Genomic DNA, 20,895 nt, shown 5'->3' on the forward strand with positions numbered 1-20,895 from the left:
AAATCACCTCTTTAGTTTTGAGATGATTTTATCATTTAATGATTGCTATTAATATGTGCACTGGGATATGCGCTTACCTTTAGAGTTTATTTGTGAATACATCTATTATTGGGCGCTTACGTAGCTACTCTTGTATTAAGGTTTTTACAAGACTTCATCTCTTGAAATATTTAGTACTTGAGAATCAAAATTGTTATCGTAAAAAAAGACATTGTTTACATAATAATATTATGTAAACAATGTCTACTGTTATAGAAATTTATTTCCTAAATTTTTTGATTATTTAGATCCTAATAATTCTTTGATTCTACTCAAGCCTTCATTAATGTTTTCAGACGATGTTGCGTATGATAATCTGACATAATCGTCATCACCAAAAGCTACTCCTGGTACAACTGCGACTTTACATTTATCGAGCAGCAGATTTGCAAAATCAACTGATGAGTCTATCTTCATACCCTCTATTTCTTGCCCGTATAATTGTGAAGAATTTAACATAATATAGAAAGCACCTTTTGGTACCATACAACTAATGCCATCAATGCTATTAATAAGATCAGCCATGATTTTTCTTCTCTTGTCGAATTCTCCCTTCATTGCCATTATACTATCCTGACTGCCTGATAGACCCTCAATACTCGCGTATTGTGCAATTGAGTTGGGATTAGAAGTTGTATGACTCTGAATATTACTCATAATCTTGATGATTTTTTCATCTGCAGCCGCATAACCAATTCTCCAGCCAGTCATAGCATAGGCTTTTGCCATGCCATTAACCGTAATTGTAAGTTTCTTTATATCATCATTTAATGATGCAATGCTAACATGTTCAAGACCATCATAGACAAGCTTCTCATATAGTTCATCTGAAATAATAAAAATATTGTTTTTAACAGCCCAATCTGCAATATCCTGAAGTTCTTCTCTAGTGTAAACAGATCCTGTTGGATTGTTTGGACTGTTTAGTATTACAGCTTTTGTTTTATTGGTCTTTAACTTGTCAAGATCAGAAGAATTGAATTTGAATTCTTGATTTTCATTTGTTTTAAGCATTACTGGTTCTCCACCCGCTATCATAATCAATTCAGGATAACTTACCCAGTAAGGTATACTGAAAATAACTTCATCTCCTGGATTAAGAATAGCCATAAGAGCATTGTATAATGAGTGTTTACCTCCATTAGAGACGATTATTTCAGAAGATTTGAAATCAAGATTGTTATCTCTTTTAAGTTTATTACAGATTGCTTCCTTAAGTTCCGGAGTTCCAGAAGCAGGTGTGTATTTCGTAAACCCTGATTTGATAGCTTCAATACCTGCATTTTGAATATTTTCTGGTGTATTGAAGTCTGGTTCACCTGCACTGAAACTTATTACGTTTTCACCTGCTTTTTTCATTGCATTTGCTTTGGCGGTAATTGCCAAAGTTACAGATGGTTCAATAGATTTTCCTTTAACTGATAGTTGCATATCCATGTTTAATAACCTCCTATTAGATTAAATTGAAATATCGTAAATATCTTTGAGAACATTCTTAATTATGTATATTGAATCGTCGAATGACGATTTATTCATTCTCTTGATATTTTGATAGTGTTTACGGCCTTCATCTGTTATACTGTAAACTCTTTTTGTTCTTTTTGTAGGTTCTTCCCAATTACCTACAATATAACCCTCTTGTTCCAGATTATTGAGCATTGGATATATCATACCTGGACTTGGACTCCATTTTCCATCTAATCTTCTACTTATTTCATCCTTAAGTCTGTTTCCATAATAGTCTTTTTGGTTCAATAGATGAAGAATATAAAGTTTAACAAAAGAGGTTGTGCTTATAGTTGTTGGAAATTGTCTTTGTCTTTCTCCTTTATACATTATACTCTCTCCCTGAAAGCTGGTATATTATCAATATCGGTTACATGGTCTCCTAGGATATCTATATCACCGTGGTAATCTGAACCACCAGTAATAATAAGATTATTCCTTTCTGAAAATGAAACAAGTATCTTCTCATCATTCTTGGAATGTTTGGAATGATAACACTCTATACCCATTATACCCATATCGACACAGTATGTCAGAATTTGTTTGTTTATAAGTAATCCCGGATGAGCCAGTACTGAAATTCCACCACTATTGTGTATTAGTTTAATTGTTTCTTCAATGGTCAATTTAAATCTTTCAGTATAGGCTGGTTTATTAACATCAAGATATTTATCGAATGCCTCTTTAATACTCTTTACGAAACCACGATCATGCAACTCTCTCGCAATGGTTGCTCTTCCAATGAAATCAGTTTTTTTTGATTTCTCAAGTATCTCATCGATAGGTAACTCCATTCCTAGATTTTCTAGCTTATGGAGTATTTCAATTCCACGTTTCCATCTGGAATTTCTCAATGTAGATAATGTATCTTTAAGTTTTTCATTTGTGTAGTCCAAAAAGTATCCAAGGATGTGTACCTCTTCATCCTCATGGGAACAACCCATTTCTACTCCTGGAATTACTGAAAACCCCGGAATCTTTATGGATTCAATGAGAGCCTCCTGTATTCCTTCAATTGAATCATGATCTGTTATTGCGATGCCATCCAGCCTTCTTTGGTAAGCTTTCAATACAAGTTCTGTTGGTGTAAGCAAGCCGTCAGATGCCGTTGTATGAGTGTGCATATCTATACGAATGCTATCCCTCCTTTTTGTTATAGTTAAAGCCTGCCGTAAACGGCAGGCTCAGGTAAGCATTTGTGCTTATTTGTCAGAAAGCTCTATTTTGCATATTCAACTGTTCTTGTCTCCCTAATAATATTGACTTTAATCTGACCAGGGTAATCTAGTTCAGACTCAATTTTCTTCACAATATCACGGGCTGTGTGGATCATCTGGGCTTCACTTATGTCTTCAGGTTTTACCATGATTCTAATTTCTCTTCCTGCTTGAATAGCAAATGATCTTTCTACTCCTGTAAAGGAGTTTGCAATTTCTTCAAGTTTTTCAAGTCTCTTGATATATGACTCTAGAGTTTCTCTTCTAGCTCCAGGTCTTGCAGCTGAAATAGCATCTGCTGCCTGCACAAGAATCGCTTCTACTGTAGTTGGTTCAACATCACCATGATGTGCCTCCATTGCATGAAGTACTTCCTTGCTTTCCTTGTATTTTCTTGCTAGGTCAACGCCTATTTCAACGTGTGGTCCTTCTACCTCGTGGTCAATTGATTTACCAAGATCGTGTAGTAAACCAGCTCTTCTTGCAATCTTTATATCAGCACCAAGCTCTGTCGCCATGACACCTGCCAAGTGAGATACTTCAACTGCATGTTTTAAAACATTTTGACCATAACTTGTCCTGTACTTAAGTCGCCCAAGAAGTCTTATAATTTCAGGATGCAATCCATGCACATTTGCATCAAACGATGCCTGTTCTCCTGCTTCTCGAATGGTATTTTCAACTTCTTTTTGAGCCTTTTCAACCATCTCTTCGATTCTTGCAGGATGGATTCTTCCGTCAACAATTAGTTTTTCCAATGCAATCCTGGCAACTTCTCTTCGAATTGGATCAAACCCTGAAAGTACTACGGCTTCTGGTGTGTCGTCGATAATCAGGTCAATACCGGTAAGCGTTTCAAGGGTTCTAATATTTCTACCTTCTCTACCGATTATCCGGCCTTTCATTTCATCATTTGGTAGAGCTACAACTGTAACAGTCGTTTCAGCAACATGATCTGCAGCAACCCTTTGGATTGTTGTAGAAATTATTTCTCTTGCTCTCTTGTCAGCTTCTTCTCTTGCCTTGGATTCCATTTCCTTGATCATCATCGCAGATTCCTGAATAAGTTCCTTACGAGTCTCATTCAATAAAAGCTCTTTAGCTTCTTCTGAGGTTAAACCTGAAAGCTTCTCAAGTTCGTGTGTTTGCTTCTCATACAGCTCATTGATAGCTTCTTCTTTATCCTCAAGATTTTTAAGCTTTTTAGCGAGTGTATCTTCTTTTCGCTCAATTGACTCATTTCTTCTGTCAATTGTTTCTTCCTTGTTTTGAAGCCTTCTCTCCATTTTCTGGATTTCATTTCTTCTTTCTTTGATCTCCTTTTCGAGATCACTTCTAGTTTTGTGAATTTCTTCTTTGGCTTCTAAAAGAAGCTCTTTCTTTCGAGCTTCACCATCTTTAATAGCATCTTCAGTAATTTTTTTTGACAACTCTTCAGCGTTCTTTATTTTCCCTTCGCCTATATACCTTCTAATGAAATATCCAGCGATAATTCCAATAACTAAGCCAAGAATCGCATAAATTAAAGATTCAATAGGAAACACCTCCATCTTATTTAATTTTCAAGTTCCATATCACAATTATACTTAATCAACTAAGACCACTCAAAATTTAGAATTAGTCATTCTATTCCGCATACCTAAATTATAGAAATTAAAAACGGAATACAACTCCCATTGTGGGATTAGATAAGGTTGTATATTTTGTATGGGTACATACAAGTTAATTTTATTACTTTTAGTAGTTTCTGTCAAGGTGTTTGTAATTAAGTCTAAGATATTCTCTGCTTTAAAATAGCTTAATGTAGCGGATTTACGTAGATTGATTCAAATCAATGAATATATCTATCTTGTCATATTTACTCTTATTATTCCTATCATAGAATTTTATATATTTTTTGCAGGTCTTATAACACTTGAAGTTCCAGATAATTCAACTCGATGAGTATTTTCTGACAGAGATGCTAAATGAGAATTATGTGTAACCATAATAATTTGGCGGTTAAACATTTCAGAGGATTGTCTTAGAAAATCTCCAACATTATAAATATAATCCTCACTAACATGCTTCGCTGGTTCATCAAGGATTAAGGGACCTTCGATAGTAGGCTTATGGGTCTGCATAAAAGAAATTCTCAATGCCAGAGATACTATATCAACTATACCTCCCCCTCGTGACTGCTCGGGTTTTGTTTTTAAAAAGAAATCTGGTGTGTCATTTATGACATAAAACTCAGCATTTGCTTTATTTCTTAATTCTTCAATTTCAATTTTAAACTCTATATTTGTTTCAAATATATATTGAAGACACTTTGTAACCAAATTTTCAATTTGGTACTTGGCTTGGTTCCTTGCATATTCAGATGTTTTCTGAAATAAAATCATAACTTGTTCCAATAAATCGAGTTCTTCAATAATTGTGGTAAGCTCGTTCTCATAGGTATGCTTCAATTCTACTAATTGATCTCGCTTACCTTCCTGTCTGCTTATAAAGCTCCCGAAATCATTTAGATTTTGCTCAAGTAACCTAATGTTTTCATTCATGGTTATCCCTGCTTTTCCAATAAATCTTTAGGTAACAGCTCATTTGCCTCTTTAAGAAGACTTTCAATCTCATTTTTAAGCTTTATAATCTCCTGATCCAGCATTTCAGGTTTGACTCCTAGTTTATTTAGCTCTGATATTATTTCATCTTCTTGCTTTTTAAGTTGTTCCATCCTAGCTTCAGCTCTATATTTCAAGTTCTTTGCTTTTTCAAGGTTTTCCTTCAAATCATTTAAATCTTTTTCATAATCCATAATTATCCCCCTAAGTGGTGAGTCATAATATGCTCAATTGTAACTTCATCTATATCTCCAAGGCAAATTGGACATTTTTCAATCTTATGAAGAAGTTTTTTATACTCCCTTAAAATATCATTAAGATTTTTATTGTTTTCTTCAATTAATAATTCAGTTTTACTGATCTCCCTTAAAATTGTATCTATTTTGCTATTAAGTTTATGAACTTCAGTTAACATTTTTACTTTATTGTTCAATTGCTTTATCATATTTTCGTTTGCTAATGCTGGGTTCAATTTCATAATATAAGCTTTGCCTCTTATTAAGCTATTATTAACAGATGTGTATTTTTTTGATAAGTAATCCAAATCTTTCAAAAATCTATGCTTGATATGAACAGATTCAATCAAATCGGATGTAAATTCTAATTTATCTAGTCCTATATTCACTTTATCAAGATACAATATCTCTTTGTTGATATTTGATATTTGATTAGAATTAAGCCTCAATCGATCATAAAGCAAAATGCTACTCTCAATGGCTGATTCCAGAGTATATGCCTTTTCAAATTCAGATAAATTATCTAAAATCAATTGGGTTTTAGCTTTTGAAAGTGTATTAACTTCCATTAAATTATATATACTAAGATAAATGTTATAATTTCTGACGTTGCTATTCAATTGATCAAGTGTTTTTCTTAATTTATCAATATTCTTTAGTCTGTCAATCACACCTTCAACTCTTGTTATTTCAACGTTCAAACTATCAATAGATTTTCGAATGCCTTGCAAAGTATTTACTTTTTCATCCAACTGTTTTGCTTTTCCAATAATTGAATTTACTTGTGCATATGTTTTTTTAATCTGTTCAATGTAATCGAATTCCTCAATCCTTTTACTGGTTTCATCCAGTGTTTCCTCTTTCTGTTTCCTGTTTTGATTTAGTGAACGAATATCTCTCAATACATCTCTTAAAGCATCATCTACCAAATCCACACCAACAAGTCTACCAATTGCATTCGCTCTGGTAGATGCCTTCTCTGTCAATAGAAATGGTCCTTCAAGCTGTTCTCCTAAATTAATAGCATTCTCAGAATCACTATCCAATTGAATCTTTGTAATGCCTGTAATATCAATAATTTCTTGCGGCACAGTTAATCCAATTCCTTCAAATACTGATTCAAATCCATTATTGTCTATTAATCTATAACCATTTTTACTCTTGGTCCTGTATCTCTGCAGTTTAGTACCTTCGCTTAATTCAACAGTTACCCTGCATTCTTTTTCTCCTTCACGAATAAAAAAGTCTCCTGATGGTTCATTATACATCACCCATTTCAAGGCTCTTATTATTGCAGACTTTCCTGAATCAGAAGGTCCAACAATAACATTCAGATCGGGACCAAATTCAATTTCAGAATAAATGTGACTTTGAAAATTTTCAAGAATTATTTTATGAATATATTTCATTTTACACCCCTAGTATCCCTTCATTTGCGATTTGGCAATTCTTTTTAAAGCTTCCTCCTTCACCTTGTCAGATACCCCTTCCGACAAGGTTACTTCTATAAGAATATCATTTAGGTCCATCTTTTCAAAATTCATTGCAGAATCTATAGAATGCTTGAATTCAACTATTCTTTCACTCCTGAGGGAACTGTTTTCCATTTCAGTTCTATCAAGTACGATTTCTCCTGGTTTGGCAGATAAAAGAGTCAGCATCTCTACACTGATACTATTATCAAGATCAATTATGGCAACCTTTGGAATTCTTTCAATTTCTTTCAAGCTATTGGTTATTCTTACCAGACTTCCTGGATTGATAAAATACTTTCCATCCTTCTCAATTGTCTTGAAGCCTGCATGATAATGACCTGACAGGGTAACATCCGCCTTAGTATGGACGATATCATCAATTAAAGTATACGGAATACCTTTTACAAAAGGCTTATCCAAAAGCATGCCATGAACTATATGGATTGAGTAATTTACATCTTCTTGGATTTCTTTTAGTATATACCCCTCAGGAGATGAATCAATATCATAAGTGTATGGTAAACTTGTAAGTCCAACTTTAATGCCATTTTTTTCAATTACCACTTTATCATCTTTGGAAATTACATTTAGAAAATCCAGACTCTTAAGAAGTCCAAGCATTGTTCTGTCTATTGTGGAGGGATTGTGACCAAATATATCATGGTTTCCACTAACTATAAAAATTGGCTTATCTATATTCTTAAGTATTGATGTAAACCTACTGACTACAGAAATAGATATGTCAGGCCTATCAAAAATATCCCCTCCATGTATCACAAAATCTATATTTTTTTGATCGACAATAGACACTATTTCCTTGAATTTTTCTTCAAGACTATCCAGAAAATCATCTTTTCTATTTTTGGGGTTTGTGCCTCTTATATGAGTATCGGTAAAATAAAGTATTCGCATATAAACCTCCATACAAATCAAGCCTCCTTTGAAGGAGGCTTGATTTTACTTTTGTTCTGAAATGGCTTCGACCTCATTATTGCTATCCAAGCCAAACTCTTTTCTGATTTTTAGTTCAAGCTCCTGTGCTAATTCAGGATTATCCCTAAGGAAATCTTTTGAATTCTCACGACCTTGACCAAGTTTCTGGTCATTGTAACTGAACCATGATCCAGCCTTGTTTACAACTCCACAAGTTACACCAGTGTCAATTATGCTACCTTCTCTTGAAATTCCCTTACCATACATTATATCAAATTCAGCTTGTTTGAATGGTGGTGCTATCTTATTCTTCACTACCTTAACCCTAGTTCTGTTACCAGTAACCTGGTCACCTTGTTTGATAGATTCGATACGTCTTACATCAAGTCTAACACTTGCGTAGAACTTTAAGGCTCTACCTCCGGAAGTAGTTTCTGGGCTACCAAACATAACTCCTACCTTTTCTCTTAGCTGGTTAATAAAAATACAGGTTGTATGTGATTTACTAATTGCTCCAGCAAGCTTTCTCAATGCCTGTGACATAAGTCTTGCCTGAAGACCAACATGGGTGTCACCCATCTCACCTTCGATTTCAGCCTTTGGTACGAGAGCTGCAACAGAGTCAATAACCGTAACATCAACAGCACCACTTCTTACAAGGGCTTCAGTTATTTCAAGAGCCTGTTCACCAGTGTCTGGCTGTGAAATAATAAGGTTTTCAATATCAACGCCAAGTTTTTTTGCATATCCTGGATCAAGTGCATGTTCTGCATCTATGAAAGCGGCAACTCCACCTTTTTTTTGCGCTTCTGCAATGATATGAAGGGCTATAGTAGTCTTTCCTGAAGACTCAGGCCCGTATATTTCTACAATTCTACCCCTAGGAACGCCTCCGATACCAAGAGCTATATCAAGATCCATTGAACCGGTTGGTATGAAATCCAGATTCAATTTGGCATCTTCTCCCAATCTCATAATCGATCCTTTTCCAAATTGTTTTTCTATCTGACTAAGTGCCAGATCCAGTGCTTTTTTTCTATCATTATTATCCGCCATATTATTTCCAGTTAAACTGGATTCACCCCTTTCAATTATTCGAACGTTAGTTCTTTTAAATATATGTTACACTACCTAGAACTAGAAGTCAACTTATTATTTAAAAATTGGAATCCATTCCAAAGAGCAAAATTTGTAGTCCTTTCCTGTATAGTATCTCTATCACCCGAGAATATTCTTTCAAATACTGTATGTGCATCACACGACATAACGCATACGTAAACAAGCCCTGTAGTGATGTTCTCATTCTTATCCGGTCCGGCATATCCAGTCGTTGAAATTACAATATCAGAATTTGTTTTATTCAGTAATCCCTTGGCCATTTCGCAAGCTACTCTTGAACTGACTGCGCCATACTCATCTAATGACGAAGAAAGTACTCCCAGTTCATCAATCTTTGATTGATTGCTATAGGTTACAAGCCCTCTATCAAATGACAGTGATGCTCCGGGTACACTTGTAAGTCTTTTTGAAATACTGCCGCCTGTAACTGATTCACAAACAGATATTTTCATTTTGTTTTGATTTAATGTATCAATTATTACTTTCTCTAAAGAAGAATTATTGTATCCATATATATGTTTACCAATTCTAGCTTTTATGGTTTCAATAATTTTCTCTGACTCACTTTCAAGTTTGGATACATCTTTTCCCCTTCCAATAACTTTAATTTCAACACTTCCAGAGCCTGCATAAGTAGTTATTGTAAAATTAGGATAAGATAAATCCAATTCTTTTAGTTGAGTTTCAAGTGTAGATTCACCCAAACCGGAAGTGTTGATTGATTTAACTATTATGATATGATCATCTTTGATTAAATTAACTACGCTTTCTTCAAACATTGATTTCATCTCACGTGGTGGACCGGGCATCATGATTATTTTTTTATTATTCCATTTCATGTAAATACCAGGCGCAGTTCCTTTTGGATTCTTTATGAACTCAGATCCCTCAGGTTTCATTGCCTGTTTTAAGTTATTAGATGTCATTTCTCTTTTTGAATACGCAAAATATTGTTTTATATGATGCTCCATGTCAACGTCTGAAATCATTTTCTTAACGGTAACATTGGATAATGCTTCCTTAGTGAGGTCGTCGTCTGTTGGGCCAAGACCACCCGTAGTTAAAATTACATCAACCCTGTCCATTGCAAGTCTGATCGATTTTTCAAGTCTGTCGTAGTCATCATCTACTGATGTGTGATAAATAGTTTCAATGCCGAGTTCCATAAGTCGTCTGGAAAGATATGTCACATTTGTATTTAGAATGCTACCCAACATGATTTCAGTTCCAATGGTAATAATTTCTGCTTTCATTGATACATCTCCTATCAAATGTCATTCATGTTTAGATTACCTATATTTCGAACAATATAGTCAACACCGGAAATAATTGTCAGTATAAGAGCAATGTATAACATAATCATATCCATAGGTATTGAGAGATACATGAATGGGAAATTATCCAGCAAAAGCAATACTATCGCTATCAGCTGTGTTATAGTCTTAAGCTTTCCCCATGGACTTGCAGCAATAGTAACACCTTCTGAAGCTGCAATCATTCTGAAGCCTGATATGGTAAATTCCCTAGTAATTATAAGTATTACAACCCATGAAGGAATAGTGCCAGTACCAACTAAAAGAATTAATGCTGCGGAAGTCAAAACCTTATCTGCCAATGGGTCTACAAATTTCCCGAAATTTGTTACAAGATTTCTGCTCCGTGCTATATAACCATCCAGCGTATCTGTCAAGGAAGCAAATACAAAAATTGCAGCAGATATATAAGTTGGACCTGGACTTTCAAGTAAAAAAGATATAATGAAAATCGGAACTAAAAAAACTCTGAATAAGGTTATTTTATTTGCCAGATTCATAAGCTAACTCCCCCAATAGATCATACTCTAAATATTCTGTGGTCTTTACCGTGACTATATCTCCTATTTCAAGATTTTCACTGGATTTGAAATAGATAACTCCATCAATTTCAGGGCTATCCATGAAGCTTCTTCCTGTATAAAGACCATTTTCAGCGAGTTCTTCCACCATTACTTTATAGTCTTTTCCAACTTTTCTGCTCATCAGTCTTTCTGAGATTGATTTTTGCAACTCCATGAGTTTGTCTCTACGATCTTCCTTAACATCTTCATCAATCTGATTATCCATACTATATGCAGGTGTGTTTTCTTCCTTGGAATAGGTGAAAACTCCTAGTTTGTCAAACTCAATTTCTTCAATAAAACTATAAAGCTCTCGGAAATCCTCTTCAGTTTCACCAGGAAACCCTACAATAAAAGTTGTTCTGATTACTATGTCAGGTATTTCTCTCCTTAAGTTAAGAATAGTTTCACGAATTGCTTTGTTTGTAGTTCTTCTGTTCATCAATTTCAACACATTGTCGCTTGCATGTTGAAGAGGTATGTCCAGATAATGAGCTACCTTTGAGTTTCTTTTCATACTTTCTATCAGCTTGCCATCAATATTGTCTGGGTATAGATATAGCAGTCTAATAAACTCAATGCCCTCTATCTTGTTTAGTTTATCAAGAAGCAGATGAAGGCTGTAATCACCATAAAGGTCTATTCCATAATCTGAGGTGTTTTGAGCAATAAGAATTACTTCCTTTACCCCTTGATTCGAAAGATGAACAACTTCATTTACAATGTCCTCAATTTTTCTGCTCCTATGTTTACCTCTTAATGAAGGAATTATACAATATGTGCAAAGATTATCGCATCCTTCAGATATTCTTACGTAGGAGGTAGGAGATGTAACTATTCTTTTAACGCCTTCAATATACAAGCTATTTACATCATCCGACTGAATAATTCTCTTCTTTTCTTGCAGACCGGTTAATATCCCATTTAAATCCTTGATATTACCCGTGCCCATTATTGCATCAACTTCCGGCATTTCATCCATCAATTCTTTTGAATATCTTTGTGCAAGACAACCCGCTAGAATTAGGTGTTTACAATTGCCCACTGTCTTATATTTTGACATCTCAAGTATTGTATCTATTGACTCTTCCTTAGCTGCTTCTATGAATCCGCAAGTGTTTACTATTATTATATCTGCTTCCATTGGATTCTCTGAGTAATCGAAATTCTCTTTATCAAGTATGCTTTGCATCAACTCAGAATCAACTTCATTCTTGGAGCAACCCAAAGTAACTATGTTTACAGTTTTCCTCTTCATTTAATCTCTCCTAATCCTGTTCAAAATCTTCTTCACTAACAAGCACTTTTCTAGGTTTACTACCTTCAAATCCACCTACTATTCCTCTAACCTCCATCTCATCTATTAATCTGGCGGCCCTAGCATAGCCTATGCGGAGTTTTCTCTGAAGAAGGGATATGGAGGCTACCCCTTCACTCATAACCAGGCTAATGGCTTCTGATAGAAGCTCATCTGTTTCATGCATGTCTATCTTTTTGGAATTTTGTACAACTTCTATTACATCTTCATCATACATAGTCTGATTCTTATCCTGAAGGAATGAAACCACATCTTCCACCTCTTTATTGGATATAAATGCTCCCTGTAGTCTCACTGGTTTTGAGTAGCTTGAAGGGTAGAAAAGCATATCTCCCTGTCCAAGCAGTTTTTCTGCTCCAGACATATCAAGTATTGTTCTTGAATCAACTTGAGATGACACAGCAAAGCTTATTCTTGAAGGAATGTTAGCCTTTATGGTACCAGTAATTACATCCACTGAAGGTCTTTGAGTGGCTACTATAAGGTACATTCCAGCAGCTCTAGCCATTTGAGCAAGTCTAGCAATGTATTCTTCGATTTCCTGTGCTGCTACCATCATCAGATCAGCAAGCTCATCAATAATTATTACAATCTTTGGCAGCTTTTCGCCATCTTCATTGTGTTTTTCATTATATGATTTTATATCTCTTACATTGTTTTTAGCAAATATTTTATATCTCTTTTCCATTTCGCCGACAGCCCAGTTAAGGGCAAATGCTGCTTTTTTTGCATCAGTTACAACTGGAATCAGTAGATGCGGTATACCGTTGTAAACACTAAGTTCCACAACCTTTGGGTCAATAAGGAGCAGTTTGACATCCTCAGGTGAACTTTTATACACAAGGCTCATTATTATTGTGTTTATGCAAACGCTTTTACCTGATCCTGTAGCACCTGCTATCAAGAGATGTGGCATTTTATCAATTGAAGATATAACTACTTTACCATTTATGTCTTTTCCTAGAGCAAGTGGTATATCTGTCTGTATATCTGAAAATTCCCTAGCCTGGATCAGTTCCTTGAAAAAGACCATATCCTTTACCTTGTTTGGAACTTCAATTCCAACAGCAGCCTTTCCTGGGATTGGTGCCTCAATACGAATATCAGAAGAAGCAAGGCTTAAGGCAATATTGTCAGATAAAGATACAATTCTACTTAGCTTGATTCCTGGTGCAGGCGAAAGTTCATAACAGGTTATTGTAGGACCAACGTTTATATGTGAAATTGAAGCATCAATTCCAAAGTTTTTCATAGTTTCCTCTATCATTCTTGCATTTTCAAGGATTGTCTTCCTGTCGTTTGACTCTCCTTTTTTCCTTGGTGAGTTCAAGAAAGTCATTGGGGGAATCCTGTAAACAATTTTCTGTGCCTGCTCATGTTTTTCACGAACCTGGGAATCAATTTGCACAGTTTCTTTTTCGACGCTTTTCTCGTCAAGCTTAACAGGTTTTTTCTTGATTTGCTTCTGTTGAGTATCCTCATTTTCATCAGTCTGCGTCTGAGATGAATAGTCTGTTATTCTTATCTGCTCATCTGTCTTGCCTGGAAGCTTAGATTCATCCTTTAATGAGCTGTTAAGACTAGATTTCTTTATTGATTCGTTTCGGGCATTATTATAAAGTTGAGGTGTAATCTTCTTTGCTTTTAAGATAACCTCTTTCACCGTAAGATTGGTTATTATCAACAGACTTACTGTAATGGCAAATGCTACAACAACATATGTACCGATCGAACCAAAAAGTTTGTAGAAAAAGAAACCAAAAAAGCTTCCTACAACTCCTCCTCCTCTATTTGCCTTTGATATCTCTACTCCTTGTCTTATTCTTTCAATAAATGTTAGGTCAAGTGAATTTATTCCATCCAAAACTACAAGAAATCCTATAAATATAACAGTCAGAGCAATAATTATCCTTAGTTGAATACTATCAAATCTATCTATCATTAGAACTATTCCAGCCCCTATAATAAACAATGGGAAGAAATAACCACCGAAGCCCATCATTGAAAAAGTGGTCCCATTAACTACATTTCCGATTATACCCATTCTTGTGCTGAAAAGGCTGATTAGTATAATAACTCCAACAGCCAGTATTATCATTCCTAGAATATCTGTATTCATCTTATTTGCTAGATTACGGGGTTTCTGTTTAGTTTTTTTTGTTGAAGCCTTCTTTTTCATTTATTTCACCTCTGTCATATAAGCTGACTAATTATTGTAATTGTACCGACAACCCAAAGATAATATGAGAAATAATGCAATTTATTCTTATTCAGAATCTTGATAAGTGCTTTAATTGAAACTACTCCAACGATAGTCGATAAAGAAATACCAACCAAGAGGGGCATATTTACTATTACACCATCTCCACCTTTGATTACCTTTATTATACCAAGGAGGAAAGCCCCAAATGTAGCAGGTAATGCCAGAAGAAATGAATATTCGGTTGTTAGAGGTTTTTTTAAACCCCTAAGCAGTCCTGCCACTATTGTCGATCCAGACCTTGAAATTCCAGGTATTATAGCCATTCCCTGAAATGTTCCAATAATTAGTGAATCTAAAAAAGACATTTTCTTAATATCTTTATGTTCTGAACCTTTTTTCTCTGCAAACCACAATAGAAATCCTGTGAACAAAAATGCAATTCCTATGGGGATCAGAGATGTGTACAATGATTCAAAAAAATCTTCGAATGTTATTCCAATTATTGCTGTGGGGACGGATCCTGAGAGTATCAGGAGTCCTAGTTTCTGATGATCAGTCAACTCATCAACTTTTCTTCTCATGATTAAATCTGCCATTAGTACTAAAAATTCAAGTATAATTTTTTTTACATCCTTGAAATACACAATAATTATTGATATCAAGGTCCCAAAATGAAGCATTTCTGTAAAAAATAAATTGCCTTTGGTTATACCGAATAATCGCTGCAATAGAGCTAGATGCCCAGAGCTGCTAATTGGCAAGAACTCAGCTACTCCTTGAAATATTCCTAAAACAATTGCCTCTATCCAATTCAAATTATTGTCCTCCTTCAAAAGCAAAGCATAAACAGACATGATAATATAGATTTTTTGCAAAAATCAATTTAACTCAGTGAACATTAAATTCCTTTTTGCTATTATATAATAACCACGCTGGTAGGCTTCGTTCTGATAATGTCTATACAAATTGATTATAACACATTTATACTCTTATATCATGCTAAGGTCGAGTGATTATATTGATTTGAATCTACACAGATAAATTAACCTACAGACCAGTATGGCCGAATCCACCTGATCCTCTATCCGTATCTTCCAATGAGTTGACAGGAAGAAATTCAATTTTTTCATATTTTGCCATTATCATCTGTGCAATCCTGTCACCATGTTTTATTTCGAAAGGTTCTTTACCTAGATTAATTAGGATCACTTTTATTTCGCCTCTATAGTCACTATCGACTGTTCCAACGCCGTTGGCAAGTGTTATACCATTTTTTGCAGCCAGACCACTTCTACCTCTTATCTGCACTTCGAAACCATCTGGGATCTCAACATGTAGTCCTGTAGGGACAAGATATCTGTCCATGGGTTGAAGTACTACTGTTGTTTCCAAATTAGCCATAAGATCAATACCTGATGCTCCATCAGTCTTATATTCTGGTAGTGGTAGTTTTCCATTGTTCACAATTCTTACTTTCATTAGAATTCCTCCTATCGATAAAATATGTTCTCAATTTTTTCATCAAAAGACGCGGTGTTTTCCACTGGTCCAACATACGAAAGATTCATCTGCTTCCAATCTAGATATTTTTTTACAACTTTTCCGATATCTCCCATTTCAATATTGTTGATGTGATGCAAAACCATATCTGGGGTTTCAATTGGTTTGTCGTGCAATAAGTTCTTGCCTAGTTCATACATCTTGTTAAATGTTCCCTCCAGACTCAAAATGTATGAACCTTTCAGCTGTTCCTTTGCCTTTTCAAGCTCTGCATCGGAAATAAGCTTATCCCTTAACCTATCAATTTCTGACTTTATTAGTTCAGCTACAGCTACTGCATTTTCCTGGGTTAATCCTGCATATATAGAAAACATACCAGCACCATTGTATGATGAAAGAGATGACTCAATTGTATAAACAAGACCTCTATCTTCTCTTATCTCCTGAAATAATCTCGAGCTTATAGTTCCACCAATAATATTGTTTACAATCATCATTGGAAAAACATCATCGGAGTAAGTCGGTGGACCTTGAAATCCCATAGCTAGATTCAATTGTTCAATATCTTTGCTTAAACCATTTACTGAGTGTCCGGGTTCAAAATCATAGGAGATATGATCTCCGCTACATTTATTGTTTCTATTAAAGCTACCAAAAGTTTCATTAAGCAGCTTAAATGTCTTATCCTTAGAGAAACTTCCAACGATTGAGATTACCATTTGGTCTGGAGTGTATCTTTTTTTAAAGTAAGTATATAGAATGTCTTTATTAAAACTTCTAACTGTGTCAGTCGTCCCAAGAATTGGATAAGCAAGAGTTATGTCTCTATAGGTTTGCTCTGTGAGCATTTCAAAAACCAAGTCCTCTGGAAAATCTTTGTACATATTAATTTCCTCAATTATGACTCCTTTTTCTTTTTGAATTTCCTTCTCGTCAAAATTTGAGTTGGTAATCATGTCCCCTAGCACATCAATAGCTATGGGCAGGTGCTCATCAATGACCTTACCGTAAAAACAAGTGTGTTCTTTGCTAGTAAAAGCATTAATCTGACCTCCTATGTCATCCATAGCTTCAGCAATTTCCCGTGAATTTCTCTTTTTTGTACCTTTGAAAAGCATATGTTCAATAAAATGTGAAACACCATTATTCATTTCGTTTTCAAAAAAGGATCCGCTGTTTATTATAATTCCAAGAGTGGCTGATTTCAAATATGGAATATTGTGCATGATTACTTTTATACCATTATCCAGTTCTCTGATTGTATGCATAATTCCCTCCGATTACTAATTTCAAATACTATTTTATCAATTAATAACTTATTTGTTAACAAAATTAAACATGAACCGGTTAAAGGTTCATGTTATGGTTCTATTGGTCTTTTTTGTCTTTGTCGTCTTCTGATGTTGTTTCATCTTTTAGGAGAGCTTTTCTTGATAGATTTATTCTACCTTGTTTGTCAATCTCCATAACTTTCACCATTATCTCATCTCCAACAGCAACGACGTCTTCAACCTTATTGACTCTTTCCTTGGCAAGTTGAGATATGTGAACAAGTCCTTCCTTGCCCGGAAGCACTTCTACAAAAGCACCGAAATTCATTATCTTGGTTACCTTACCCTTGTATGTTTCACCAACTTCAACTTCTTTAATTATGTTTTCTATCATTTCTATAGCTCTTTTGCTACCTTCGCCATCATTTGATACGATAGAAACTTTACCGGTGTCATCAATATCAATTTTAACGCCAGTTTCATCGATTATTTTGTTTATCATCTTTCCACCAGGTCCAATGATGGTTCTTATCTTATCAGGATGTACCTGTAGAGTTTGAATTCTTGGTGCATAAGGCGACATTTCTCCTCGTGGGTGTGATATAGTTTCTTCCATCTTTCCAAGAATATGCAGTCTTGCAATTCTAGCTTTTTCAAGTGCAACACTCATGATTTCCTCGCTGATTCCTGAAATTTTGATATCCATCTGGATAGCAGTGATTCCTTCACTTGTCCCGGCAACTTTAAAGTCCATATCTCCAAGATGATCTTCCAGTCCTTGTATGTCAGTCAATATAGCAATATTATCATTCTCTTTGATCAGACCCATGGCGATTCCCGCTACTGGTGCTTTAATTGGAACTCCAGCATCCATAAGCGCAAGAGTGCTACCACAAACACTTGCCTGTGAAGTTGATCCATTTGAACTAAGAACCTCAGATACCAATCTCAATGTATACGGAAACTCATCTTCTGAAGGAATAACAGGTTCAAGAGCTCTTTCAGCTAGAACTCCGTGACCAATTTCTCGTCTTCCAGGTCCCCTCATAGGTCTAGTTTCACCAACAGAATAAGCTGGGAAGTTGTAATGATGCATATATCTTTTGGACTCATCATCTCCTATTCCATCAACAATCTGCATATCTCCGGAAGCTCCAAGAGTTGCTATTGTAAGAACCTGAGTCTGCCCCCTATTAAATAATCCTGAACCATGCACTCTTGGCAGTAGACCTACCTCTGAGCTTATTTGTCTTATTTCATCAAGCTTTCTGTTATCAGGTCTTCTTGACTCCTCAGTTATTAGCCTTCTAACATTATTCTTAATTATATTATCCATGACTTCTTTTATATGCTTTTCGTTTTCAGGGAATATTTCCAACGCTGCCTGAAGGATTTCATCCTTAACAGCTGATAACTTATCTTCCCTCTCTACCTTATCTTCGGTATTAAGTGCCTGTGCCAGTTTTTCCCTGCCAAGTTCTTCAACTTTGGATTGAATTTCCTCAGCTGGAAGGAAAAGCTTATATTCTACTTTCTCTTTGCCAACTTCATCAACTATTTCATCAATGAATTTGCATAATTTTTTTATTTCAGCATGTCCTGCAAGTATTGCCTTCAGCATGGTTTCCTCAGTTACAAACTTTGCACCTGCTTCTACCATCATAATTGCATCTTTTGTTCCGGATACAACTAGGTCAAGTTCTGACACTTCTCTCTGTTTGCTGTCTGGATTAATAACTATATCTCCATCTACAAGCCCTACATTCACTGATGCTGTAGGCTCGGGAAATGGGATGTCGGATATTGACAGTGCGATAGATGATCCTATCATTGCTGAAATTTCTGGACTGTTATCCTGATCAACAGACATAACAGTAGCAACTATCTGCACTTCATTCCTGAATCCATCAGGAAACAATGGTCTGATTGGTCTATCAATAAGTCTGGATGTCAGTATTGCTCTTTCGCTTTGTCTACCTTCTCTTTTGATAAATCCCCCTGGGATTTTACCAACTGAGTATAGTTTTTCTTCATAATCACAACTCAACGGGAAAAAGTCTAAACCTTCTTTTGGTTTCTTTGACTGAGTAGCAGTTACCATAACAACTGTATCACCATATTTAACAAAACATGCTCCGCTTGCTTGCTCAGCGAACTTTCCTGTGGTTATGGCTAGCTCTCTTCCTGCCAAGGTGTAGTGGAATGTTCTTTCCATAAAATACCTCCTTGTAAATTATTCTTTTTTGTCACTAACATATTGTCTATAAACTAATAGAGCGGGATACCCCGCTCTAATTAACCTCTGATGCCTAGTTTTTCAATTAAAGAACGATATCTCTCAATATCCTTATTCTGTAAATATCTTAAAAGATTTCTTCTTTGTCCAACCATTTTAAGAAGACCTCTTCTTGAATGATGGTCTTTCTTGTGTGATTGCAAGTGATCATTTACAGAAATGATTCTGTGAGTAAGCAATGCAACTTGTACCTCTGGTGATCCTGTATCACCTTCGTGCATTTTGTAATCTTCAATAATCTTGTCTTTTTCTTCTCTTGTTAACATTAATTGCACCTCCATATTTTTTTATTCACCATCAGCTATGCAAGCGCTGAGGAACGACAAGCATTGCTAAAGGTAATCCTTAACATTTAAAGTTTATCATAATTCATTATAAATGTAAATCTGATTTTTGCTTAATATAACTGATATCTTCCTGCATTCTTTTCTTAAGATCCTCGATTGATTCAAATTTTTTCTCAGGTCTTACATATTCCAGGAAGAATATTTCAATTTCCTTTCCGTAAATCTGACTATCAAAACCAATAATATGATTCTCGATTTTCAAATCTACTTCATCAAAAGTAGGATTAACCCCTATGTTTGTTGCACTAGGATATATTTTACCTTCAATTACGGTATAGGTCATGTAGATACCTTTTTTAGGTATCACATACTTGTCTTTTGGTTTGATGTTGGCAGTTGGAACTCCGAGTTTTTTACCCAAACCTTTACCGTGAATTACCTCGCCAATTATGGCAAAAGGTCTCCCCAGTAATTTGTTGGCTTCAATGATTTCTCCATCTGTTAAATGTTCTCTGATTCGGGTGCTGCTAACTAAAATATCATTATGATAAACAGGCTGGATTATCTGGGTTTTTATTCCAAGCTCTTTGCTGAGCGTGAGCAACTGTTCCACATCTCCCTCGGCTTTGTGACCAAATCTATAATCAGGACCGACTGTAATCGCTCTGCATTTAAGTTTTTCATAAAGCAGGTTATTAACAAACTCTCTAGGACTAAGGGTCATGATTTCATCATCAAACCTCATTGTATATAGAGTTTTCACACCCAGTTTTTCAAGGAATCTGTTTTTTTGAGCATTGCTGTTAATTAGTCTAGGACCATTTTTAAAAACAAAAGACTTTGTGTGATTCTCAAAAATCATCATAGAAGGTCTTAATTTAGTTTTATCAGCGGTTTCAATCATTGATAATATGAGTTTCTGGTGACCAATATGGACACCATCGAAATTCCCAAGAGCCAGGGAAGTTTCGAATCTCGTCTCGTTTGTATTGTCAATTCTTACAATTTCCATTATC

19 protein-coding genes are annotated in these 20,895 nt (G+C 35.2%); all 19 read right to left on the minus strand.

The genetic code is table 11. The annotated features are described in order from the left end of the window. Positions 1 to 279 precede the first annotated feature (279 nt). The 19 genes from ACOEN1_RS10100 to ACOEN1_RS10190 all read right to left on the minus strand — a co-directional run bounded on the left by ACOEN1_RS10100 (position 280) and on the right by ACOEN1_RS10190 (position 20,891). On the minus strand, positions 280 to 1,476 hold the full coding sequence (locus ACOEN1_RS10100; RefSeq protein WP_422486777.1) for a pyridoxal phosphate-dependent aminotransferase: 1,197 nt from the start codon (positions 1,474 to 1,476) through the stop codon (positions 280 to 282). Between the two features lie 21 nt (positions 1,477 to 1,497). Next, on the minus strand, positions 1,498 to 1,875 hold the full coding sequence (locus ACOEN1_RS10105; protein WP_422486778.1) for a PadR family transcriptional regulator: 378 nt from the start codon (positions 1,873 to 1,875) through the stop codon (positions 1,498 to 1,500). Next, positions 1,875 to 2,669, minus strand: a complete 795-nt coding sequence (locus ACOEN1_RS10110) for a PHP domain-containing protein (protein WP_422486779.1) — start codon at positions 2,667 to 2,669, stop codon at positions 1,875 to 1,877. Before ACOEN1_RS10110 ends, ACOEN1_RS10105 begins: the two co-directional genes overlap by 1 nt. A gap of 95 nt (positions 2,670 to 2,764) precedes the next feature. Next, complete coding sequence (gene rny / locus ACOEN1_RS10115; RefSeq protein ID WP_422486780.1) at positions 2,765 to 4,312, minus strand: ribonuclease Y; 1,548 nt, start codon at positions 4,310 to 4,312, stop codon at positions 2,765 to 2,767. Between the two features lie 336 nt (positions 4,313 to 4,648). Beyond that, on the minus strand, positions 4,649 to 5,305 hold the full coding sequence (locus tag ACOEN1_RS10120; protein WP_422486781.1) for an ATPase: 657 nt from the start codon (positions 5,303 to 5,305) through the stop codon (positions 4,649 to 4,651). A 2-nt stretch (positions 5,306 to 5,307) separates the two neighbouring features. Beyond that, positions 5,308 to 5,559 carry a hypothetical protein gene (locus tag ACOEN1_RS10125; RefSeq protein ID WP_422486782.1) on the minus strand — a complete coding sequence of 84 codons (252 nt, stop codon included), beginning with the start codon at positions 5,557 to 5,559 and terminating at the stop codon, positions 5,308 to 5,310. A 2-nt stretch (positions 5,560 to 5,561) separates the two neighbouring features. Further along, positions 5,562 to 7,010 (minus strand): AAA family ATPase, encoded by a 1,449-nt coding sequence (locus tag ACOEN1_RS10130; protein WP_422486783.1) that lies wholly within the window; start codon positions 7,008 to 7,010, stop codon positions 5,562 to 5,564. Between the two features lie 9 nt (positions 7,011 to 7,019). Next, a complete protein-coding gene (locus tag ACOEN1_RS10135) occupies positions 7,020 to 7,988 on the minus strand; it encodes a metallophosphoesterase family protein (RefSeq protein ID WP_422486784.1) in 969 nt (322 codons plus the stop codon). 45 nt (positions 7,989 to 8,033) lie between these two features. Next, positions 8,034 to 9,065 (minus strand): recombinase RecA, encoded by a 1,032-nt coding sequence (gene recA, locus ACOEN1_RS10140; protein ID WP_422486785.1) that lies wholly within the window; start codon positions 9,063 to 9,065, stop codon positions 8,034 to 8,036. Between the two features lie 71 nt (positions 9,066 to 9,136). Beyond that, a complete protein-coding gene (locus tag ACOEN1_RS10145; protein ID WP_422486786.1) occupies positions 9,137 to 10,381 on the minus strand; it encodes a competence/damage-inducible protein A in 1,245 nt (414 codons plus the stop codon). Positions 10,382 to 10,395: 14 nt separating this feature from the next. Then, positions 10,396 to 10,941, minus strand: coding sequence for a CDP-diacylglycerol--glycerol-3-phosphate 3-phosphatidyltransferase (gene pgsA / locus ACOEN1_RS10150; RefSeq protein WP_422486787.1), 546 nt, complete (start codon positions 10,939 to 10,941; stop codon positions 10,396 to 10,398). Continuing rightward, positions 10,925 to 12,262 (minus strand): 30S ribosomal protein S12 methylthiotransferase RimO, encoded by a 1,338-nt coding sequence (gene rimO / locus ACOEN1_RS10155; protein ID WP_422486788.1) that lies wholly within the window; start codon positions 12,260 to 12,262, stop codon positions 10,925 to 10,927. Before rimO ends, pgsA begins: the two co-directional genes overlap by 17 nt. A gap of 10 nt (positions 12,263 to 12,272) precedes the next feature. Beyond that, the gene (locus ACOEN1_RS10160; protein WP_422486789.1) at positions 12,273 to 14,501 is read right to left on the minus strand and encodes a DNA translocase FtsK 4TM domain-containing protein; all 2,229 of its coding nucleotides are present in this window, start codon (positions 14,499 to 14,501) and stop codon (positions 12,273 to 12,275) included. A gap of 14 nt (positions 14,502 to 14,515) precedes the next feature. Beyond that, positions 14,516 to 15,340 (minus strand): undecaprenyl-diphosphate phosphatase, encoded by an 825-nt coding sequence (locus ACOEN1_RS10165; protein ID WP_422486790.1) that lies wholly within the window; start codon positions 15,338 to 15,340, stop codon positions 14,516 to 14,518. A 232-nt stretch (positions 15,341 to 15,572) separates the two neighbouring features. Continuing rightward, complete coding sequence (gene dut, locus ACOEN1_RS10170; protein ID WP_422486791.1) at positions 15,573 to 16,004, minus strand: dUTP diphosphatase; 432 nt, start codon at positions 16,002 to 16,004, stop codon at positions 15,573 to 15,575. 11 nt (positions 16,005 to 16,015) lie between these two features. Beyond that, the gene (locus ACOEN1_RS10175) at positions 16,016 to 17,293 is read right to left on the minus strand and encodes a M16 family metallopeptidase (RefSeq protein WP_422486792.1); all 1,278 of its coding nucleotides are present in this window, start codon (positions 17,291 to 17,293) and stop codon (positions 16,016 to 16,018) included. Between the two features lie 100 nt (positions 17,294 to 17,393). Then, on the minus strand, positions 17,394 to 19,511 hold the full coding sequence (locus ACOEN1_RS10180) for a polyribonucleotide nucleotidyltransferase (protein ID WP_422486793.1): 2,118 nt from the start codon (positions 19,509 to 19,511) through the stop codon (positions 17,394 to 17,396). Between the two features lie 80 nt (positions 19,512 to 19,591). Beyond that, positions 19,592 to 19,858, minus strand: a complete 267-nt coding sequence (rpsO, locus tag ACOEN1_RS10185; RefSeq protein ID WP_422486794.1) for a 30S ribosomal protein S15 — start codon at positions 19,856 to 19,858, stop codon at positions 19,592 to 19,594. A 106-nt stretch (positions 19,859 to 19,964) separates the two neighbouring features. Beyond that, on the minus strand, positions 19,965 to 20,891 hold the full coding sequence (locus ACOEN1_RS10190; RefSeq protein ID WP_422486795.1) for a bifunctional riboflavin kinase/FAD synthetase: 927 nt from the start codon (positions 20,889 to 20,891) through the stop codon (positions 19,965 to 19,967). Between the last annotated feature and the right edge of the window lie 4 nt (positions 20,892 to 20,895).

The organism is Gudongella sp. DL1XJH-153, assembly GCF_049310905.1.
Classification (GTDB): domain Bacteria; phylum Bacillota; class Clostridia; order Tissierellales; family Tissierellaceae; genus Gudongella.